The sequence below is a fragment of the Pseudomonas sp. S09G 359 genome (genome assembly GCF_002843605.1).
In the GTDB taxonomy this organism is placed as follows: Bacteria; Pseudomonadota; Gammaproteobacteria; order Pseudomonadales; family Pseudomonadaceae; genus Aquipseudomonas.
The window spans coordinates 1512152-1531043 of the sequence record NZ_CP025263.1; the positions used below are offsets into that span (position 1 = coordinate 1512152).

Consider the following 18892-nt stretch of genomic DNA (forward strand, 5'->3'; position numbering starts at 1 on the left):
CTCGCGAATGCGGTGTATCAGTCGACAGATTCAGTGACTGACACTGCGCATTCGCGAGCAAGCCCGCTCCCACAGGGTTTACCGCGTTTCTACAGCGGGCTTGCTGCTGATCCAATAAGCGCCCTGCAACGGCATGCCCAGGAACTGCTGGTTGATCTGCTCCATGCTCGCCTGCGGGTCGAGCTTGGCGAACAACTGCGGATGCACCCACTTGGCCAGCGCTTCAATCGCCAGCAGGTTGTAGGGCGAGTTGTAGAAGTCATGCCACAGGCCGTGGGAATTGCCCTCGCGGATCGCACGAAGATTGGCGAACTCAGGGCGCGCCAGCACCCGGTCAAACGCTTCACGCGCTTCATCGGTGCTCACGCCTGCACCGAGGATCAACCCCGGCTTGTGGTTACCGGTGGCCACGTACACATCCGGGTCGGCCTTCAACGCGTACTCGACGCTGATATCGCCCAGTGCCCCGGGCACTACATCGGCGGCGATATTGCGCCCGCCGACCAGCTTGATCACTTCACCCATGCCGCTTTTACCCGTGGTGTGCCCCGGCGCTTGCCAGGCACCGGCGAGCAATTCCAGGAACACGCTCGGGCGCGGGCCGGCGGGCAGGGTGGCGACCGCATCGGTGATGACCTTGATGTGCTGGTCATAGAACTCCAGGAACGCCTTGGCCTGGGCTTCCCGGCCCAACGCCTGGCCCAAGGCATTCATGCTGGTGTGGGTGCCCTGCACCGGGTTGATGCGAAAGTCGACAAACAGTACCGGGATGCCGGCCTTGGCCAATACATCGGCGACCGGGCTGTGTTCGGTGGGACCGTGGCCGGAGATGCTGAACACTGCCAGGTCCGGTTTCAGCGAGAGGATTTCCTCGGCGCTTACGCTTTGTTCCGACGCTTGGCCGATCAGCGGGATGTCTTTCACCGTAGGGAATTTCGCCACGTAGGCGTTATAGGTGTGCTGGTCGAGCAACTTCAGGTCGTTCTGCCAGCCGACGATGCGCTGGAACGGCGCGTCCTTGTCGAGCAGGGCAAACGCCGAAATCAGCCGGCCTTCGCCGAGGACCACGCGTTTTACCTCATCTTTCACTTCGACTTTGCGGCCCAACACGTCGGTGACTTCGTGGGCAGCGGCGGTTTCGACGTGGCCGAGGATCAGTGCGGCAAACAGCACACCGAGTTTGAGGGCATTACGCGGTTTGAGCATGGAAAGGACTCCTGGTGAGGAAAAATCAGAATTCATAATCGACGCTGGCGGTGAGGGTGCGCCCGGCACCCGGGATGCCGTAGAGCTGGAAGCCGTCGAGGGAGGCGCCGACCTGGCTGTAATAAAACTTATTGAACACGTTGTTGAGGTTGAGGTTGACCGTGGTGTCCTTGTTCACCTTGTATTGCGCCGCCACGTTGCTCAGCCAGTAGCCGGGGGCTTTTTCGTGGTCGCGGGTGTAGATCGCCGCCACGCCGGACGGGCCGTTGGCGTAGCTGCTGTTGTTGTTCAAGCCGCCGACGTATTTGTTATCGGTGTAGCGGCGCCGGCCGACGTATTGCTCGCCGTAGCTGAGGCTCAGGGCGTCGGTGACGGCGTAGGTGGTCCAGAGGTTGGCGGTCAGGTCGGGGACGTTCTTGGCTTCGGCGCCCTTGTTGATGCCTTTGGTCTGGGTGCTCTTGAGTGCCGAGAAGCCGGTGTAGGCGGTCCAGCGCGGCGTGATATTGCCTTGCAGGCCGAGCTCTACGCCGTCCACGCGCTTGGCGGGCAGGGCGCGCACCGGGGCGGACTCGCCGTCCTGGTATTCCCAGGCGTTATCCAGTTCGGTGCGGAACACCGCCGCCGTGACGTTGAGCATGTCGTGGGCGATGTCCCACTTGGTGCCCAGCTCGTAGGTTTTCGACTTGGCCGGGCTGTAGTTGCTGGTGCTGGCCGCGCCGTAGATCTGGTTATTGGTGGACGCGCCCAGCGCCGACGGTTGCGCCGCCTCGCTGTAGGACACATAGATGCTGCCGGTGGGCAACGGCTTGTACACCGCACCGACACGGCCGCTGACGGCGCCGTCGCTGCTGCTGATAGTGGCCTGGCCGCGCTGGCTGGTTTGTGCGCGCCAGTTGTCGTAACGCAGCGAGCCGAGCACTTGCCATTGCTCGTTGAGGGTCACGGTGTCGCCCAGGTACAGGCCGGCGTTGTCGATCACCGAACGCGGGTCGCCTTCGCCCTTGGTCACGTAGGTGCTGGCGAAGCTATGGCTGGGCTCGTTCATGTCGAACAGCATGTTGGCGGCCGGTACCTCGGCGTTGCGTTTCAAACCGCCGTAGGTCTCGTGGTAGAACTCCAGGCCCGAGACCACCGCGTGCTGCAGGCTGGCGGTGTTGAAGGTGAAGCTGAAGTCGGTCTGGTTATCCAGGATCGTGTAGCGCTTGGACAAACCGAAGTCGCTGCCGCGCAGGATGCCGTAGGCCGTGTTGCTGTTATTCACGTAGTCGGTGTAGGCATTGACCGTGCTGCCCGGCACTTGGCTGATCGGGCCTACGCCGGTGTAGCCTAAGGTCGCACAGCGATTGCCGGTGCAGGTTTTATTGCCGCTGGCGTCGGCAGCGAAAAAGCGCGCCGGGGAGAGCACCGCAAAGTTGTCGCTGCGTTCCCAGCGGGTCTGGTTGCGCAGGTGGGCGTCGTTCCAGTCGAAGTCGTGTTCGATGCGGGCTGTCAGCGAAGTGGTTTGGTTTTCCTGGGTGTAGAGGTCGGAGTCGCCGTACCAGTTCGAGCGCTTCACGCCAGGCATGCGGTCGCCGTTCGTCCCACGCTGAATCGGCACGCCGCCGTCCGGGGTGTTGGTGTCTTTCTGGTAGAAGGTGTCGATAAACACGCGGGTGTCGGTGCCCAAACCGAAGCCGAACGAGGTGGCGATGCCCCAGCGGTCGTAGTCCACGTCGTCGCGTTCGGCCACCTGGTTGTAGTGCTTCATCAGGTTGACGCGTACGGCGGTGGTGTCGTTGATTTGTTTATTCAGGTCGGCGGTAAGGCGGCGGTAGCTGTCGGTGCCGATCCCGGCCGAGACCTTGTTGGCATCGCCCAGGTGCGCTTCCTTGCTGACCAGGTTGACGCTGCCGCCCACCGCGGAAACCCCGGATTCGATGGAGCCGGTGCCCTTGAACACTTCAGCCTGTTGCAGGTTGAAGGTGTCGGTGCGCGTGGACATGCCGGCATCGCGCACGCCGTCGACGGTCAGGCTCTGCTCGGAAGAAAACCCGCGAATCGAGAACAGGTCACCCCAGCCCAGGTTGCCCTCGCCGGACATAAAGGTGATGCCTGGCACGTTGCGCAACACTTCCTGCAAGGTCTGCGCGTTCTGCTCTTTAAGCACCTGCTGCGGCACGATGGTGACGCTTTGCGGGGCGTCCAGCAGTGGCTGGCTGATCTTCGCCGAGGTCACCCGGTCCACCTTGAAGGTGGAGGTGGCTTCACCGTCGACCTTGATTTCCGGCAGGCTCAGTACGGAGCCGTCTGCCGAGGCGGCGGTTGCATCGGCCCAGGCGGTGGGCGCAACGCTGCCGGCGGCGAGCAAACCGAACATCGGCGCCAGGGTGGTGTGCAGCGAATGGCTGCGGGGTGTGGGCAGTGTCATGGGCTGGTTCCGAGTCTAAATTACAATTACTCTCATTTAGGTTCGGTAGTCTAAAGAGCGATTCCGCCTGCCATTCCCCGGCTTTGTATCGCTGATGCGTGATTATGGTTTCCCACAACATTCCATTACATTTGCGTGCACAGCTGGCTGAACTTTCGGCTATCTCCTGCGTTTTGAGTTTTCGGATTGACTGCCCATGGCCAAGCAAGACCACCTCCTTATCGTCGATGACGACCCGCAAATCCGCCAATTGCTTTGTGACTACCTGAGCGATGCCGGTTTCCAGGTGTCCACCGCCGCCGACGGCAAGGAAATGCGCCGCCGCCTGGCGCTGAATGTGATCGACCTGATCGTGCTCGACCTGATGCTGCCCGGCGAAGACGGCCTGAGCCTGTGCCGCGAGCTGCGGGTCAGCTCCAACATCCCGGTGGTGATGTTGACGGCCAAGGGCTCGTTGATCGACCGCATCGTCGGCCTGGAAATCGGCGCTGACGACTACCTGCCCAAGCCCTTCGACCCCCGTGAATTGCTGGTGCGGATCAAAGTGGTGCTGCGCCGGGTGCAGAGTTTCCCCGACCGCGCGCGCCTGGATGAAGCGCCGAGTATTCGCTTTGCCGGTTGGCAACTGGATACCCGCGCGCGGCAATTGCTCTCGCCGGAAGGCGTGGTGGTCAGCCTGGGCAACTCGGATTACCGCGTGCTGCGCCTGCTGTTGCAACACCCCAACCGCCCCTTGAGTCGCGACTTTCTGCTCAACCACGTGTTCGACAAGGACAGCACGCCGTTCGACCGCTCCATCGACGTGTGCGTCAGCCGCTTGCGTTCGCAACTGCCGGCGGGGCTGATCAAGACCGTGCGCAACGAGGGTTACATGCTCACCGCCGATGACGTGGTGCTGGAATCGTGAGACTGCTGCCGCGTTCGCTGTTCGGGCGGCTGGTGCTGATCCTGGTCAGCGGCATGCTGGCGGCCCAGGCGCTGACCAGCAGCATCTGGTATGACCGACGCCATGGCCAGGTGCTGGAAATCCCCGCGCGGTTGATCGCCACGCGCCTGGCGGACGTGGTGCGCCTGGTGCACAGCGACCCGCAGCAGGCCGACCAGTTGATCAAGCTGCTCAACGCGCCGCACTTTCGCCTGACCGTGAGCGATCAGGCCAGCCACACGCCCAGCAGCCTCACCGACAGCGACCGGCCCACCGAACGCCTGATCAAACAGGTGCTGTCGGAAAAAACCGGCTATGCCCAGACCTTGATCCTGCTGCGCCTGTCCCTGGTGGATGGCGAAGGACAGACTGCCGGGCTTTCGACCCTGCTCGGTTCCAAGCCGGTAGTAGGACAATTCCTGATTGATCTGCGCCTACCCGATGGGCGCTGGTTGCAGGTCGACGCCAGTGAAGAGCAGGGCTGGACCAGTACCTCGCCGCTGGACCTGCTGTTCGATTATGTGATGCGTATCTACCTGCTGCGGGTGTTGGTGCTGGTGGTGATTGCCCTGGTGGCGGTGCGCCTGGCCATCCGCCCTCTCAACGCCCTGGCCAAGGCGGCCGAAGCCCTGGGCCAGGATATCCAGCGCCCGCCGTTATCGGTGGATGGCCCCACCGAAGTACGCCGCGCCGCCCAAGCCTTCAATGCCATGCAGCAACGGTTGATCGCCAACATCGCCGAGCGCACGCGTTTTCTTGCGGCGATTTCCCACGACCTGCGTTCACCGATCACACGCCTGCGTCTGCGCACCGAAATGCTCGACGACACCCGCACCAAGGAGCGTTTTCGCAGCGACCTTGAAGAAATGGAACACATGGTGGCCAGCACCCTGGATTTTGTCAGCAGCGGCGAAATCAATGAGGCGCGGCAGAACATCGACATCAACGCCTTGCTGCAAAGCTTGCAGGCGGATCTGCAGGACGTGGGCGAAAACGTGCTGATCGAGGGGCGCGCCAAGCAACCCTTGCCGGGGTACGCCCGCAGCCTCAAGCGGTGCGTGCAGAACCTGCTGGAAAATGCGGTGCGCTATGGCAGTGAAGTGGTGGTGCGGGTCGAGGACCAGGCGGACAGTTTGAACATCGTCATCAGCGACCGTGGCCCGGGGATTCCCCAGGAACAGCTGGAGCAGGTGATGGAGCCGTTCTACCGCGTGGAAGGCTCACGCAATGCCGAGACGGGCGGGTATGGCTTGGGCTTGAGCATTGCGCACACTATTGCGCGGGCGCATGGGGGGCGGTTGAGTTTGAGCAATCGCGAGGGCGGGGGGCTGGAAGCAGTTTTGCATTTCAAGCGCAAAGCCTGAGCTGGCAATACAAAACAAATGTGGGAGGGGGCAAGCCCCCTCCCACATTTAACAGCTAAATCTTCAGTGCGGCTTACGCGCCATGGCACTTCTTGAATTTTTTCTCGCTGCCACATGGGCAAGGATCGTTGCGACCAACGTCCTTCAGGGCATTGCGCACCGGCTCCTGGTGGGCATGGCCGCAGTTCGGGCCGTGGACATGGCCGTGGTCGTGATCATGGTGATCGTGATCGTGGTTGCAGTCAGGACCATGGACATGGGGTTGCTGAGTCATCGATGTCGCTCCGGAATAAAATCGCCGGGGATTATCTCGCCATTGTGGTTCACCTGCACGTCATAACCGATGAATAATCCGGTTTTCAGCTCCCCCTCCAGGCGATAAGGCACGGGCTGGTCGGGTTTTTTCAGCATCTGCACCACATCGCGTATCTGTGGCCAGAGGTTGGTGCGTACGGAAACCCGGAAAAACTTATGGCTGCGTGGCGGCACGGTCAGCCATTCGTTGGATTCGCCTTCGGTGAGCACAAAGTTGCCCAGGGTCACCTTGTAGATCAGGCCACGCACCGTCAGGTCGGCGTCGTCGCGGTTGTCCACGCGAAAGTACAGCTTGAATTTCTGCTCCAGCAACTTGGCCCGCACCACTTCGACTTTTACCAGGGAGACGTGGGGCGGCGGCGCGTCGTCCTCGAACCAGGATGCACAACCGGTCAGGCCGAAGGTTAACGCCAGCATCAAGCTGTATATCCGAAGCATGGCGTTAGTCCTGAGGGGTTAGAGGTAGCTGGAACAGCACTTCTTGAATTTTTGCCCACTGCCGCACAGGCACGCATCATTGCGCCCGGCCTTCACTTCTACGGTCGGGTCGATGAAGTACCAGCGCCCTTCATTCTGTACGAAAGAAGACTGCTCGCGGTGGCTATGTTCGCCAGTGCTGTCATGCCAGCGCGCGGTAAAGGTCACAAAGGCGTGTTCCGGCTGGCCGCCGAAGACCTCGGAGCTTTCCACCTCCAGGCCCAGCCAGGTGCTCTGCGCGCTCCACGTGCCAATGGCGTCGCGGTCCAGGCCGGCCTGTTGCGCGGGCAGGGTAGTGGCTACCAGGTAGTCCACCAGGCCCAGCACATAGGCGCTGTAGCGCGAGCGCATCAGGGCGCTGGCGCAGGGTGCCGGATGCCCGGCGTGATAATGGCCGCAGCAGGCATCCAGCAGGTTGCCACTGCCGCAGGGGCAAATGGATGTACTCATCGGGTTACCACCAATACTTTCCGAAGTTTTCCGGGTTGGCCCAGAAGCGGGCGTTGAGCCAGTCCGGTACCTGTTTATAGTCAAGCAGATCGTAGGTAAACAGCGTCATGACCTGCTCTTCGCGCTGGAAGCGCTCGCCCGCCTGCAGGGCCAGGGAAAAGAAGTCGGTCTCCTTCCAGTCGCAGGCGCCCAGGTCCACCAGCACCGCGATGCGGCTGGCGTTGAGGTTGCGAATGCCACCGAGCAGGGTCAGGCCTTGCGGTTTTGACAGGTGCTCCAGGCAGTCCACCACCAGCGCCAGGTCAAAACGTTGGGCGGCGAGGTCTGCAGGCAACGGCCCAGGCGCTGCCACGGACACTTGGGTCTCGGGGTGCGCGTCCTTAAAGGCATCCAGCGCCGGGAACTGGCTGGCACCCAACAGCAGCAGGCGTTTTGGCTGATGCAGGTCGAGCAACGCAGCCAAGGCTTGTTGGGGCGTACGGGAAGAAATACCAGCGGTCATCAGAGATCCTCACATCAGGACCGTAGAGACTAGCGCGGCTGAGCGTGCGGGCCTAGAGCGGGCGCTAGCGAAAAGTCCGACATAAGCGGCCAGCCTCAATGAATACGGGGGTGTGGCGCAGTGGCGCAGATGAAAAGAGCGGTCTTTACTCCACCTGTCGGCCCCCGCCGATCCCCTCAGGAGAAAGCACATGAGCATCATGCGGACAGCTCTACCCTTGGTTCTGCTAACCGGAGTATTGACAGGTTGCGCAGGCTTGCAAAAAACCGATTGGCCCACCTGCGCCGCTGTTGGCGGTGTGACCGGTGCGGCGATCGGTGCCACTGAAAGCTCGGCCTATGCAGGCTATGGCGCGCTGTTGATCGGCGGTATGGCCGGTGCCTATTGCTGGGTGCATGGCGATGGCGACGAAGATGGCGATGGCGTGCCGGACAGCCGCGACAAGTGCCCGGGCACTCCGAAAGGCGTGCAGGTCGACGCCAACGGCTGCCCACCTGCGCCTCCAGCGGCAGTGGTTGAAGAGGTGGTGGTGGTCAAGGAAGAAACCATCGTGATTCGCGATGTGCACTTCCAGTTCGACTCGGCCAAGTTGACGGCAGCGGATAAAACCAAGCTCGACACTGTTGCTACGCGTCTGAAACAAGAGGCCCCGAGCGCCCAACTGCGGGTCAGCGGGCACACCGACAGCGTCGGTGCCGATGCCTACAACCAGAAGCTCTCGGAAAAACGTGCCCACTCGGTCACCGATTACCTGATCGGCGCCGGCGTGCCGCGCAGCAATTTTGTGTCTGTCACCGGTGCGGGCGAAAGCCATCCGGTCGCCGACAACAAAACGGCTGAAGGCCGCGCCCTCAACCGCCGTACGGAAATCCAGATCAACCGCTGACAGCCCTTGCCCCTGTGGGATCCACAGGGGCATTGCCGACGATCGTCGCCTCTCCTGAAGTTTTTTGATCCTTCACTGGCAAAGCGCCTGTAGAAGTCGTTACTGTGCGCTCAAAGAAAAATTTGAAAACACTCAGGAGCCCCATGATGCGTAAGGTTTTTCTGTTGGCCCTGTTGGTCAGCCCCGTTGCCCTGGCCCAGAGCGTCAGTGTTGAAACCAATTCGTTGATGCGCCTGCCCAGCAGCACCAGCGTGTTGCAACTGGAGCGTCTGGAGGTGGCGGACTACGGCACGTTGCTGATTCCGGCGACCATCAGCCAAGTTACCGTGGAGGAGCTGCATCTGGGGCGCGAAGCTCGCATCGCCATTGCTCCCGGCAATACCGCGCTGCAATTGCAGGTACGGCATGCGCAGCTGGAGCATGGCAGCCAGTTCACCTCCCGCGGAGCCCCCGGCACCCACGAAAAACCGGCGAAGGCCGGGCGTGACCTGACCCTGCGGATTAACTCGCTGGCGGCTGAAGAGTTGTCGGTGGATGCGCGTGGCGGCGCCGGTGCCCAAGGGTATGCCGGGCTGGATGGCGCCAACGGCGTGGACCCGGGTTGCACCTGGGGCTCGGCGGGGCGTGGCTTCAATGGCGATAACGGCGGCGACGGCCTGCCGGGCGCTGCGGGTGCGGCCGTGCGGGTAGAGCTGCCGCAGGATTTCCCCGCTGACCATATCAAGGTCTGGGTGGAGGGCGGTGCTGGCGGTTTGGCCGGCACGGCGGGCAAGCCTGGCAAGGGTGGGCAATCCAAGGGCTGCCTGGTGTACCGCGCCGATGGCGGCGAGAAGGGCCGACCAGGGCTGGAAGGTCAGCCGGGGCCGGTTGGGCCTGCGGGAACCGTGACCATTCAGCGCCTTTGAGGTGAAGCTATCGGGGGCAAGCCCCCTTCCACATTTGGAATGCATTCCAAGTGTGGGAAGGGGCTTGCCCCCCGATAGCGGACTAAAGCCCGCCTCAGAACATCGGCCGAGCTGAAGCAATCGCCACCACCACCAGCCCCACGATCAAGTTGATCCCCACCAACTTGCGAATCTGCCCCAGCGCAGCCGCACCCGCCGGCCAATCCTCTGCCGCTACCGCCGCCCGCAGTTGCGGGAACTTCAGCGCCTGGATGCGGATAAACAGCGCCGTCATCACCAGATACAAGCCCATCATCACCTGCACATAACGCGGCGCGGTTTCAAAGCCGTTGAAGCGCAGTTGCAACAGGCCGACGCCGCTGATCGGCAAAATCAGCACCGCGACCCACACCCACACGAAAAAACGTTGAAACACATTCGCCCACAGCTTCAGCCGGGCAGGGCCCTCAAGTGCCGCCATAGCGGCGGGCCGCAGGATCATCCAGGCGAAAAACATACCGCCGACCCATACCAGGGCGGCCAATACATGCAGGGTGTAAGCGAGGCTAAACGCGGTCATTGTGGTACTCCGTTCTGCGCGGGATTAATTAGCGGGGTATGATAGCGGCCGATCCGAACCACTGAAAATTTATCCAGCGTTTTTTGCGCCCGACTATCCATGATCAGCACTGAACTCAAAACCACGATCCAGGGCGCCTATTCGCGTTTTCTCGAAGCCAAGAGCTTGAAACCGCGCTACGGCCAACGCCTGATGATCGCCGAAGTCGCCAAGGTCCTCGGGGATATCGACACTGACGACGAAGGCCGCCGCGAGGGTGAGCCTGCGGTCGTGGCCGTCGAGGCCGGCACCGGTACCGGCAAGACCGTGGCCTACAGCCTGGCCGCGATCCCCACCGCCAAGGCCGCCGGCAAGCGCCTGGTGATCGCCACCGCCACCGTCGCCCTGCAAGAGCAGATCGTCTACAAAGACCTGCCCGACCTGATGCGCAACAGCGGCCTGAACTTCACCTTCGCCCTGGCCAAGGGGCGTGGGCGCTATATGTGCCTGTCCAAGCTCGACGTGCTCTTGCAGGAAGGCCACGCGCAAACCGCCACCGCGTCGCTGTTCGAAGAAGAAGGCTTCAAGATCGAGGTCGATGAAGTCAGCCAGAAGCTGTTTACCAGCATGATCGAGAAGCTCGCCGGCAATAAGTGGGACGGCGACCGCGACAGCTGGCCCACCGCGCTGGAAGATGCCGACTGGGCGCGCCTGACCACTGATCACAGCCAATGCACCAACCGCCATTGCCCCAACTTTGGCCAGTGCGCCTTCTACAAGGCCCGCGAAGGCATGGGCAAGGTCGATGTGATCGTCACCAACCATGACATGGTCCTGGCCGACCTGGCCCTGGGCGGCGGCGCCGTGCTGCCCGACCCGCGTGACACCCTCTACGTGTTCGACGAAGGCCACCACCTGCCGGACAAGGCTATCGGCCACTTCGCCCATTACACGCGCCTGCGTTCCACCGCCGACTGGCTGGAAACCACCGCCAAGAACCTCACCAAATTGCTCGCCCAGCACCCGCTTCCCGGCGATCTGGGCAAGTTGATCGAGCAGGTGCCGGAGCTGGCGCGCGAGATCAAGACCCAGCAGCAATTCATGTTCAGTGCCTGCGAGCAGGTGGCCGACTTCAAGCCCGGCGAAGACGTGGAAGGCCGTGAGCGCCCACGCCACCGCTTTGTCGGCGGGCTGATCCCCGAGCACATGCGCGAAATGGGCATCGAACTGAAGAAGGGCTTTTCGCGCCTGACCGACCTGTTCACCCGCCTCACGGATTTGCTCAAGGAAGGCATGGATGGCGAGGTCAATATCGGCATCGCCAGCAACCAGGCCGAGGAGTGGTACCCGCTGTTCGGCAGCCTGTTGTCGCGTTCCCAGGGCAACTGGGAGCTGTGGACCGCCTTTACCGTCGAAGACCCGGAAGACAACCCGCCCATGGCTCGCTGGCTGACCCTGTCGGAAAGCGGTGCGCTGTTTGATATCGAGGTGAACGCCAGCCCTATCCTTGCCGCCGAAATGCTGCGGCGCAACCTGTGGAACGTGGCCTATGGCTGCCTGGTCACGTCGGCCACGCTGACGGCCCTGGGCACCTTCGACCGTTTCCGCATGCGTGCAGGCCTGCCGAAAAAAGCCGTGACGGCGGTGGTGCCGAGCCCGTTCCATCACGCCGATGCGGGTGTGCTGCGGGTGCCGGACCTCAAGGCCGACCCACGGGACGCGCCGGCGCACACCGCCGCTATCATCCGCGACCTGCCGGGGCTGGTGGAAGGTTCGCGCGGCACCCTGGTGTTGTTCTCGTCGCGCAAGCAGATGCAGGATGTGTTCGACGGCCTCGACCGTGACTGGCGCAAGCAAGTGTTTATCCAGGGCAACCTGTCCAAGCAGGAAACCCTCAACAAGCACAAGGCGCGGGTAGATGGTGGGGACTCCAGCGTGCTGTTCGGCCTGGCGAGTTTTGCCGAAGGCGTGGACTTGCCCGGTGCCTATTGCGAGCACGTGGTGATCGCCAAGATCCCGTTCTCGGTGCCGGATGATCCGGTCGAGGCCGCGCTGGCCGAGTGGATCGAGGCGCGCGGCGGTAACCCGTTCATGGAGATCTCGGTGCCGGATGCGTCCCTGAAACTGGTGCAGGCCTGCGGGCGTTTGCTGCGTACCGAGGAAGATCGGGGCACCATCACGCTGCTCGATCGCCGCCTGGTTACCCAGCGCTATGGCAAAGCCATCCTGAATGCGCTGCCGCCTTTCCGGCGCGAAATTTCTTAAGCCACCGTGGGCGAATTCGCCCACTTCGTGGTCTATCTCACTACGTTATGTCATCAGGCCATTCACCGGCCGTTTGGGAGAACCTTGTTCGTATGATTCGCACGCTGCCCGCCCTTTTTGCCCTGCTGTTTACCGCGCCCTTGATGGCCGCGCCCGCCGGGCAACAGACACTGTTCAACTTCGTCCGGCCGGCCGACGTGGTCAAGGTGGCGACCCAGGACGCCAGCCTGCCGCAATACAACGCCGAGCAAACCCCTGAAGGCGAGGTGCTGCGCCGTATCACGTTCAACCCGGCCGCCGAGCCGAGCCTGGTGCTCAGCCCGCAGACCGGCACGTGGGACTGGTCGCAGTCCAGCGCCATGAGCCTGCGTATCCAAAGTGCCATGGACTGGGCCCTGACCCTCTACGTGAAAGTGCAGAGCACGGACGGCAAAACCCTGGTCAGCCGCATCGATCTGCCCGCCGGCCCGGCCCAGACGTTGCTGATCCCGCTGCAAGCCAATTCGCCGTTGAGCCAGGGCATGAAGGCCGGCCCGCCGATGCCGATCACCGTGGACGGCCAGCGCGTATTGCTCGCCGCCAGCGCCGGCGAGATCGACCGCAGCCAGGTGGCGTCCGTAACCCTGTCGATGATCAAGCCCAATGCTGCCCAGAGCATCCTGCTGGAGCGCTTTGGCGTGCAGGACAGTGAGCCGGTAATGAAGGCGGCCTACAGCGAGCTGGTGGATGCCTACGGTCAGTCCACTCGCGCACGCTGGCCGGAGAAGGTCAGCAGCGACGAGCAGCTCAAGGCCGCTGCCGCCAAAGAGCAGCAACAGCTCAAGGGCTGGCTGGCCGAACGCGATAAATCGGCCCTGGACCAATACGGCGGCTGGAACAAAGGCCCGGCATTCAAGGCCAGCGGCTTTTTCCACACCGAGAAGCGCGACGGTCGCTGGTACCTGGTGACGCCGGAAGGCCACCCGTTCTATTCCCTGGGCGTCAATACCGTGGCCCCGGACAACAACCAGACCTACGTGGCCGGCCGTGAATGGATGTTTGCCGCGTTGCCCAAGGCCGGCGAGCCCTTCGACAAGTACTACGGCAGCAGCGACAACCGTACCGGCAACGGCGCGGGTGAGGGGCGCGGCTTTGGTGCCGGGCGTTGGTATGACTTCTATGGTGCCAACTTGCAGCGCACCTACGGCGGCGACGGGTTTGACCCGCAGCGCTGGGCCAGTCACACCCTCGACCGCCTGCAAGCCTGGGGTTTCAACACCGTGGGCAACTGGAGCGAGCCGGACTTGGCCCGCGCCGACCGCGTGCCGTACACCCTGCCGCTGTCGATCGTGGGTGACTACGCCAGCATCAGCACCGGCACCGACTGGTGGGGCGGCATGCCCGACCCGTTCGACCCGCGCTTCGCCATGGCCACCGAGCGCGCCGTGGCCATTGCCGCGCGCGATCACCGCGATGACCCGTGGCTGATCGGCTTCTTTGCCGATAACGAGCTGGCCTGGGCGGGCCCCGGCGATGACCCGAAATCCCGTTACGCGCTGGCCTACGGCACATTGCGCATGACCACCGACGTACCGGCCAAGCGCGCGTTTCTCAAGCAATTGCGCGACAAGTACCGTAACGAAGAAGGCCTGTCGAAGGCCTGGGGCATCCACCTGGCAGGCTGGGAACTGATGGAAGACCCGGGCTTCGAACCGCCGATGCCGAGCCCCGAGCACCCGGAAATCGAAGCCGACTTCAAATACTTCCAGAAGACCTTCGCCGATGCCTACTTCAAGACCATTTCCGATTCGTTGAAGTGGCACGCGCCCAACCAGTTGCTGCTGGGCGGTCGCTATGCCGTGAGCACGCCGGAAGCCGTGGCGTCCTGCGCGCAGTATTGCGATGTGCTGAGCTTCAACATGTACACCCTCAAACCCCAGGACGGTTACGACTTCGCTGCCCTGCGTGCACTGGACAAACCGGTGCTGATCACCGAATTCAACTTCGGCTCGGCCGACCGTGGCCCGTTCTGGGGCGGTGTGACGCAGTTGGCCCGCGAGGAAGATCGCGGTGCGGCCTACGGAAACTTCCTCAAGCAGGCCATGGCCGAACCGTCGATTGTCGGCGTGCATTGGTTCCAGTACCTGGACCAGCCGGTCACCGGTCGGTTGCTGGACGGTGAAAACGGCCACTTCGGCCTGGTCGGCATCACCGATGTACCTTTCCAGGGCTTTGTCGAGAGCGTGCGTAAAAGCAACCTGGCAGCGATCGACCAGTTGGGCAAGGAGGCGCAAAAGGCCAAGGCTGCCAATGCCGTGCATGAAAGCGAAGGCGGCCGTGCCGGGCAAGCGGGCAAAGGCCCGGGGCAGGGCGCCGGGCATGCGGGCGGGCACTCCGGGAATGGCCACTGATTGAGTGCTGACGGGTTCACAAAACCTACAAGGGCTGGAACAATGCCGGCCACTTCCTACAGTGTTTTCCGAGGGCGCGCAGGTGCAGATTCAGGGTCATTACGAACTTCAGTTCGAAGCGGTACGTGAAGCGTTCGCCGCTTTATTCGATGACCCACAGGAGCGCGGCGCCGGGCTGTGTATCCAGATCGGCGGTGAAACCGTGGTCGACCTGTGGGCCGGCACCGCCGACAAGGACGGCGCCGAGGCCTGGCACAGCGATACCATCGTCAACCTGTTCTCCTGCACCAAGACCTTCACCGCCGTCACCGCCTTGCAACTGGTGGCCGAAGGCAAATTGCAACTGGATGCGCCGGTGGCCAACTACTGGCCTGAATTCGCCGCCGCCGGCAAGGAAACCATCACCCTGCGCCAGTTGCTCTGCCATCAGGCCGGGTTGCCGGCGATCCGCGAGATGCTGCCCACCGAAGCCCTGTACGACTGGCAATTGATGGTCGACACCCTGGCGGCCGAAGCGCCGTGGTGGACGCCGGGCCAAGGCCATGGTTACGAGGCGATCACCTACGGGTGGCTGGTCGGTGAGCTGTTGCGCCGCGCCGATGGGCGCGGGCCGGGGGAGTCCATCGTGGCGCGGGTGGCTCGGCCGTTGGGGCTGGACTTCCATGTGGGCCTGGCCGACGCAGAGTTTTATCGCGTTGCACATATAGCGCGCAGCAAAGGCAATATGGGCGATGAAGCCGCACAACGTTTACTGCAAGTAATGATGCGTGAACCGGCGGCCATGACTACACGGGCATTTGCCAACCCCCCGTCTATTCTGACCAGTACTAATAAACCCGAATGGCGGCGCATGCAGCAGCCGGCGGCAAATGGTCACGGTAATGCGCGCAGCCTGGCGGGTTTTTATAGTGGTTTGTTGGACGGTAGTTTGCTCGAAGCCGACATGCTCGAACAATTGACCCGCGAACACAGTATCGGGCCGGATAAAACATTATTGACACAAACTCGCTTCGGCCTGGGCTGCATGTTGGATCAACCGCAGTTGCCCAATGCCACGTTCGGCCTTGGCCCGCGTGCATTTGGGCATCCCGGCGCAGGCGGTTCGGTGGGGTTTGCCGACCCGGAACATGATGTAGCGTTCGGTTTCGTGACTAATACACTGGGGCCCTATGTACTTATGGACCCACGGGCACAGAAGTTGGTCGGAATATTGGCCGGTTGTCTGTAAATCCCTTGCTGTTTCACGTTTTTTTGTTACAAAGGCAAGTATAAGAAGGCGCTGAACGAAAATGATGTAACTCTGATGTTCTGTAAGCGTCTGTTTAATGGGTCATCCAGGCCCCCGTTTCTTTTCTCATTTTGTGGATATCTCATGTTATCGAACAAGTCCTTGGCACTGGCGCTGTGCCTCACTATTACCGGTTGCGCACAAACTCCGCAAAATGATGCCGAGGGTGGACATTGGTGGTCATTTGGTTCGGATAAAGCCGCTACCAAGGACGCCGTCGCCCAAACTGACGCCAAGCCGGATGCCAAACCTGCTGCTGGCGCCAAGCCTGTCGCACCGGTAGCCGCCGCTGCCGCACCTGCCGCACCTGCTGCCGCTGCACCAGCACCCGCTGCCAAGGCCGACACCGGCTCCAGCTGGTGGCCATTCGGTTCCAAGAGCGCCGAAGCCAAGGCCGCTGATGCCAAGGCCGACCTGAAAGCCGACCTCAAGGCGGCTGAACCGGCCCCTGCGGTCGCCAAGACCGACACCGAAACCCACTGGTGGTGGCCGTTCGAAAGCAAACCCAAGCCATTGGCCAAGGTCGACGTGACCAACGTGCCGATGCCTGACCCGAAAATCACCCAGGCCTGGCTGGACGACTATGAGCCGCGCCTGCGCGCCGCCATCAAGGACAGCAACCTGCAACTGGAGCGTCGCGACAACGTTCTGGTGGTGATTGCACCGGTAGATGGTTCCTACAACCCGAAGCGCCCAGCGATGCTGCTGCCGGTTACCCTCGGCCCGTTCACCCGCGTCGCCAAGGCGGTTGAAGCCGATCCGAAGACCGCCGTACTGGTGTTGGGCCACGTTGATGCCACCGGCACCGCCCCGGCCAGCCAGGCATTGAGCAAGGAGCGCGCGCAGTCCATCGCTTCGATCTTCAGCCTCAGCGGCCTGAAGCAGGACCGCCTGATGCTGCGCGGCATGGGCGACCTTATGCCGCGTGCCGCCAACGACAGCTCGCAGGGCCGTGCGCTGAACCGTCGCATGGAAATTATGTTCACTCAGCGTACAACTATGTTGGCGTTGCTGAGCAAATACCAGTCGGGCAAGACCCCGCCTGCAGCTGAGATGGTTGCCGTACAGGACGTTCCTGCTCCAGCACCGGCTGCAAAAGCACCGGCGAAAAAAGCCCCGGCCGCCAAGAAAGCCGCTGCCAAACCCGCGGCCAAAAAGGCTCCGGCCAAGCCCGCTGCGAAGAAGCCGGCCCCGGCCAAAGCCAAGGCCGCTGCACCGGCTGCGCCCGACCAGGCGAAAAACTGATCCGTTGAACCAGAAGGATAACGCTGCATGACCCAGGCACTGGCCGATATGCGCCGTGACTACACACGGGATGGTTTGAGCGAGGCCCAGGCCCCGGGCGAACCGTTTGCGTTGTTCCATCAGTGGTTTGGCGATGCGGTGAAGACCGAGCAGCCACCGGTGGAGGCCAATGCCATGACCCTGGCCACAGTCGACCAGGAAGGTCGCCCGCACTGCCGCATCCTGTTGCTCAAGGGCCTGGATGCGCAGGGTTTTACCTTCTTTACCAACTATCAGAGCGCCAAGGGCGAACAGCTCGCGGCGCGGCCGTTTGCGGCCATGACTTTCTTCTGGCCAACCCTGGAGCGCCAAGTGCGCATCGAAGGGCGGGTGGTCAAGGTCACGCCGCAGGAGTCGGACGCTTACTACCAGGTGCGCCCGCTGGGCAGCCGCCTCGGTGCCTGGGCATCTCCGCAGAGTCAGGTCATTCGTGACCGTGACGAACTGCAGGCGCTGCTCAAGGCTACCGAACAGCGGTTCAGCGACACCCAGCCCGACTGCCCCGAGCATTGGGGCGGTTATCGCTTGCTGCCCGAGCGTATCGAGTTTTGGCAAGGCCGCGCCAGCCGCCTGCATGATCGCCTCAACTATCGTTTGCAGGCGGGCGAATGGACCCGCGAGCGCCTGGCGCCCTGAGCGCCACCTTTCGTCACCTCACCTGAATGTTGTTCGCTGCGCCGACGTCTCTATCGGAGAGGCTTCGGTCGCACGCGGCGATACCGCTATAATGACCAAACCATTGCGACATCTCTTGGCACACATGCTGAGCTACCATTTGTCGAGTTTTCGGGATCAGGCAGTCTGTACTCAGGCTGAATGAAAGCAACTTTCTGCCGGGCTTGCCGTGACAGGCGCCAAGCTGCAGCGTTTAATGAACACCTGTCCTTTGGAGTTGATGCTATGCGTAAGTCCGTTTTACTGGTTGCCTGCTTTACCACCCTGTCGTTGCTGTTGGGTGGCTGCGCCTCGAGTCTGACCGGCGACTCGTACTCCCGTGACGAGGCGCGTCGCGTACAGACCGTTCGCATGGGGACCATCGAATCCCTGCGTCCGGTGAAAATCGAAGGTACCAAGACCCCAATCGGCGGCGCTGCCGGCGCAGTCATCGGCGGTGTTGGCGGCAGCGCCATCGGCGGTGGCCGCGGCAGCATCGTGACGGCCGTGATCGGCGCCGTCGCCGGCGGCCTGCTGGGCTCGGCCACCGAAGAAGGGCTGACCCGCACCCAGGGCGTGGAAATCACCGTTCGCGAAGACGACGGCAGCATGCGCGCCTACGTGCAGGCCGTGCAGGAAAATGAAATCTTCCGCATCGGCGACCGCGTGCGCATCATGACCGTTGATGGCACCAGCCGCGTCACGCGTTAAGCAGCAAGCCGCAGATAACGAAAAACCCCCAGCCGGATGACCGGTTGGGGGTTTTTTGTGGGCAATAAAAAACCGCCTTAGTAGGGCGGTTTTTTTTTGCAAACCCACCTGTTGGCTGGGGTTGCGACTTCAAAGATGCATTGACCTGCCTTCAAATATTACCTCTGGTCACATCGTCATGCAAGGTTCAACGACGGTCGGCACCGGTCACCTTTGACGCTGTTCCATATTCGCTTTCTGCTGCAAAAATTTGCAATAGATCACTTATCCAATACTGGATATTTGACCACCTTCTGTCACACCTTGACCCCGGATTTTAGTTAGG

General features: G+C 62.2%; 17 protein-coding genes. 10 read left to right on the plus strand and 7 right to left on the minus strand.

Annotated elements, in window-relative coordinates; all coding sequences use genetic code 11:
* Positions 1-78: 78 nt before the first annotated feature.
* Both CXQ82_RS06820 and CXQ82_RS06825 read right to left on the minus strand, forming a co-directional pair.
* On the minus strand, positions 79-1206 hold the full coding sequence (locus tag CXQ82_RS06820; protein WP_101267325.1) for an ABC transporter substrate-binding protein: 1128 nt from the start codon (positions 1204-1206) through the stop codon (positions 79-81).
* A 25-nt stretch (positions 1207-1231) separates the two neighbouring features.
* Positions 1232-3613, minus strand: a complete 2382-nt coding sequence (locus tag CXQ82_RS06825) for a TonB-dependent siderophore receptor (protein ID WP_101267327.1) — start codon at positions 3611-3613, stop codon at positions 1232-1234.
* 196 nt (positions 3614-3809) lie between these two features.
* Between CXQ82_RS06825 and CXQ82_RS06830 the strand changes: the two genes are divergently transcribed.
* Both CXQ82_RS06830 and CXQ82_RS06835 read left to right on the plus strand, forming a co-directional pair.
* Positions 3810-4520: a response regulator gene (locus tag CXQ82_RS06830; protein WP_101267330.1), complete on the plus strand. Its 711-nt coding sequence runs from the start codon at positions 3810-3812 to the stop codon at positions 4518-4520.
* Complete coding sequence (locus CXQ82_RS06835; RefSeq protein WP_101267332.1) at positions 4517-5902, plus strand: ATP-binding protein; 1386 nt, start codon at positions 4517-4519, stop codon at positions 5900-5902. The genes CXQ82_RS06830 and CXQ82_RS06835 overlap by 4 nt, the downstream gene beginning before the upstream one ends.
* A 73-nt stretch (positions 5903-5975) precedes the next feature.
* On the opposite strand, the gene CXQ82_RS06840 is transcribed toward CXQ82_RS06835, so the two are convergent.
* The 4 genes from CXQ82_RS06840 to CXQ82_RS06855 are packed head-to-tail and all read right to left on the minus strand — an operon-like array spanning position 5976 to position 7646.
* Positions 5976-6176: an SEC-C metal-binding domain-containing protein gene (locus CXQ82_RS06840; RefSeq protein ID WP_003189235.1), complete on the minus strand. Its 201-nt coding sequence runs from the start codon at positions 6174-6176 to the stop codon at positions 5976-5978.
* Positions 6173-6655, minus strand: coding sequence for an LEA type 2 family protein (locus tag CXQ82_RS06845; protein ID WP_101267334.1), 483 nt, complete (start codon positions 6653-6655; stop codon positions 6173-6175). The genes CXQ82_RS06840 and CXQ82_RS06845 overlap by 4 nt, the downstream gene beginning before the upstream one ends.
* An 18-nt stretch (positions 6656-6673) precedes the next feature.
* A complete protein-coding gene (locus CXQ82_RS06850) occupies positions 6674-7144 on the minus strand; it encodes a YchJ family protein (protein WP_101267336.1) in 471 nt (156 codons plus the stop codon).
* 4 nt (positions 7145-7148) lie between these two features.
* A complete protein-coding gene (locus tag CXQ82_RS06855; protein ID WP_101267338.1) occupies positions 7149-7646 on the minus strand; it encodes a DUF6231 family protein in 498 nt (165 codons plus the stop codon).
* Positions 7647-7836: 190 nt separating this feature from the next.
* Between CXQ82_RS06855 and CXQ82_RS06860 the strand changes: the two genes are divergently transcribed.
* Both CXQ82_RS06860 and CXQ82_RS06865 read left to right on the plus strand, forming a co-directional pair.
* Positions 7837-8532 (plus strand): OmpA family protein, encoded by a 696-nt coding sequence (locus CXQ82_RS06860; RefSeq protein WP_101267340.1) that lies wholly within the window; start codon positions 7837-7839, stop codon positions 8530-8532.
* Positions 8533-8678: 146 nt separating this feature from the next.
* Positions 8679-9437, plus strand: a complete 759-nt coding sequence (locus CXQ82_RS06865; RefSeq protein WP_101267342.1) for a hypothetical protein — start codon at positions 8679-8681, stop codon at positions 9435-9437.
* Between the two features lie 94 nt (positions 9438-9531).
* On the opposite strand, the gene CXQ82_RS06870 is transcribed toward CXQ82_RS06865, so the two are convergent.
* On the minus strand, positions 9532-9996 hold the full coding sequence (locus tag CXQ82_RS06870; protein ID WP_101267344.1) for a CopD family protein: 465 nt from the start codon (positions 9994-9996) through the stop codon (positions 9532-9534).
* Positions 9997-10095: 99 nt separating this feature from the next.
* On the opposite strand from CXQ82_RS06870, the gene dinG reads away from it, so the two are divergent.
* The 6 genes from dinG to CXQ82_RS06900 all read left to right on the plus strand — a co-directional run bounded on the left by dinG (position 10096) and on the right by CXQ82_RS06900 (position 18567).
* On the plus strand, positions 10096-12240 hold the full coding sequence (gene dinG / locus CXQ82_RS06875) for an ATP-dependent DNA helicase DinG (protein WP_012722636.1): 2145 nt from the start codon (positions 10096-10098) through the stop codon (positions 12238-12240).
* A gap of 92 nt (positions 12241-12332) precedes the next feature.
* On the plus strand, positions 12333-14630 hold the full coding sequence (locus tag CXQ82_RS06880) for a beta-galactosidase (protein WP_101267348.1): 2298 nt from the start codon (positions 12333-12335) through the stop codon (positions 14628-14630).
* 82 nt (positions 14631-14712) lie between these two features.
* A complete protein-coding gene (locus CXQ82_RS06885; protein WP_101273731.1) occupies positions 14713-15858 on the plus strand; it encodes a serine hydrolase domain-containing protein in 1146 nt (381 codons plus the stop codon).
* 144 nt (positions 15859-16002) lie between these two features.
* Positions 16003-17163: an OmpA family protein gene (locus tag CXQ82_RS06890; protein WP_101267350.1), complete on the plus strand. Its 1161-nt coding sequence runs from the start codon at positions 16003-16005 to the stop codon at positions 17161-17163.
* Between the two features lie 27 nt (positions 17164-17190).
* Positions 17191-17838 (plus strand): pyridoxamine 5'-phosphate oxidase, encoded by a 648-nt coding sequence (gene pdxH / locus CXQ82_RS06895; protein WP_101267353.1) that lies wholly within the window; start codon positions 17191-17193, stop codon positions 17836-17838.
* A 264-nt stretch (positions 17839-18102) separates the two neighbouring features.
* Positions 18103-18567 (plus strand): glycine zipper 2TM domain-containing protein, encoded by a 465-nt coding sequence (locus CXQ82_RS06900; RefSeq protein ID WP_003189251.1) that lies wholly within the window; start codon positions 18103-18105, stop codon positions 18565-18567.
* Positions 18568-18892 lie beyond the last annotated feature (325 nt).

Excerpts from the sequence above, each read along its gene's own strand:
- CXQ82_RS06820 (WP_101267325.1), bottom strand. The coding sequence starts at position 1,206 with ATGCTCAAACCGCGTAATGCCCTCAAACTCGGTGTGCTGTTTGCCGCA.
- CXQ82_RS06825 (WP_101267327.1), bottom strand. The coding sequence starts at position 3,613 with ATGACACTGCCCACACCCCGCAGCCATTCGCTGCACACCACCCTGGCG.
- CXQ82_RS06840 (WP_003189235.1), bottom strand. The coding sequence starts at position 6,176 with ATGACTCAGCAACCCCATGTCCATGGTCCTGACTGCAACCACGATCAC.
- CXQ82_RS06830 (WP_101267330.1), top strand. The coding sequence starts at position 3,810 with ATGGCCAAGCAAGACCACCTCCTTATCGTCGATGACGACCCGCAAATC.
- pdxH (WP_101267353.1), top strand. The coding sequence starts at position 17,191 with ATGACCCAGGCACTGGCCGATATGCGCCGTGACTACACACGGGATGGT.
- CXQ82_RS06870 (WP_101267344.1), bottom strand. The coding sequence starts at position 9,996 with ATGACCGCGTTTAGCCTCGCTTACACCCTGCATGTATTGGCCGCCCTG.
- CXQ82_RS06900 (WP_003189251.1), top strand. The coding sequence starts at position 18,103 with ATGCGTAAGTCCGTTTTACTGGTTGCCTGCTTTACCACCCTGTCGTTG.
- CXQ82_RS06860 (WP_101267340.1), top strand. The coding sequence starts at position 7,837 with ATGAGCATCATGCGGACAGCTCTACCCTTGGTTCTGCTAACCGGAGTA.
- CXQ82_RS06880 (WP_101267348.1), top strand. The coding sequence starts at position 12,333 with ATGATTCGCACGCTGCCCGCCCTTTTTGCCCTGCTGTTTACCGCGCCC.
- CXQ82_RS06865 (WP_101267342.1), top strand. The coding sequence starts at position 8,679 with ATGCGTAAGGTTTTTCTGTTGGCCCTGTTGGTCAGCCCCGTTGCCCTG.
- CXQ82_RS06845 (WP_101267334.1), bottom strand. The coding sequence starts at position 6,655 with ATGCTTCGGATATACAGCTTGATGCTGGCGTTAACCTTCGGCCTGACC.
- CXQ82_RS06850 (WP_101267336.1), bottom strand. The coding sequence starts at position 7,144 with ATGAGTACATCCATTTGCCCCTGCGGCAGTGGCAACCTGCTGGATGCC.
- dinG (WP_012722636.1), top strand. The coding sequence starts at position 10,096 with ATGATCAGCACTGAACTCAAAACCACGATCCAGGGCGCCTATTCGCGT.
- CXQ82_RS06890 (WP_101267350.1), top strand. The coding sequence starts at position 16,003 with ATGTTATCGAACAAGTCCTTGGCACTGGCGCTGTGCCTCACTATTACC.
- CXQ82_RS06855 (WP_101267338.1), bottom strand. The coding sequence starts at position 7,646 with ATGACCGCTGGTATTTCTTCCCGTACGCCCCAACAAGCCTTGGCTGCG.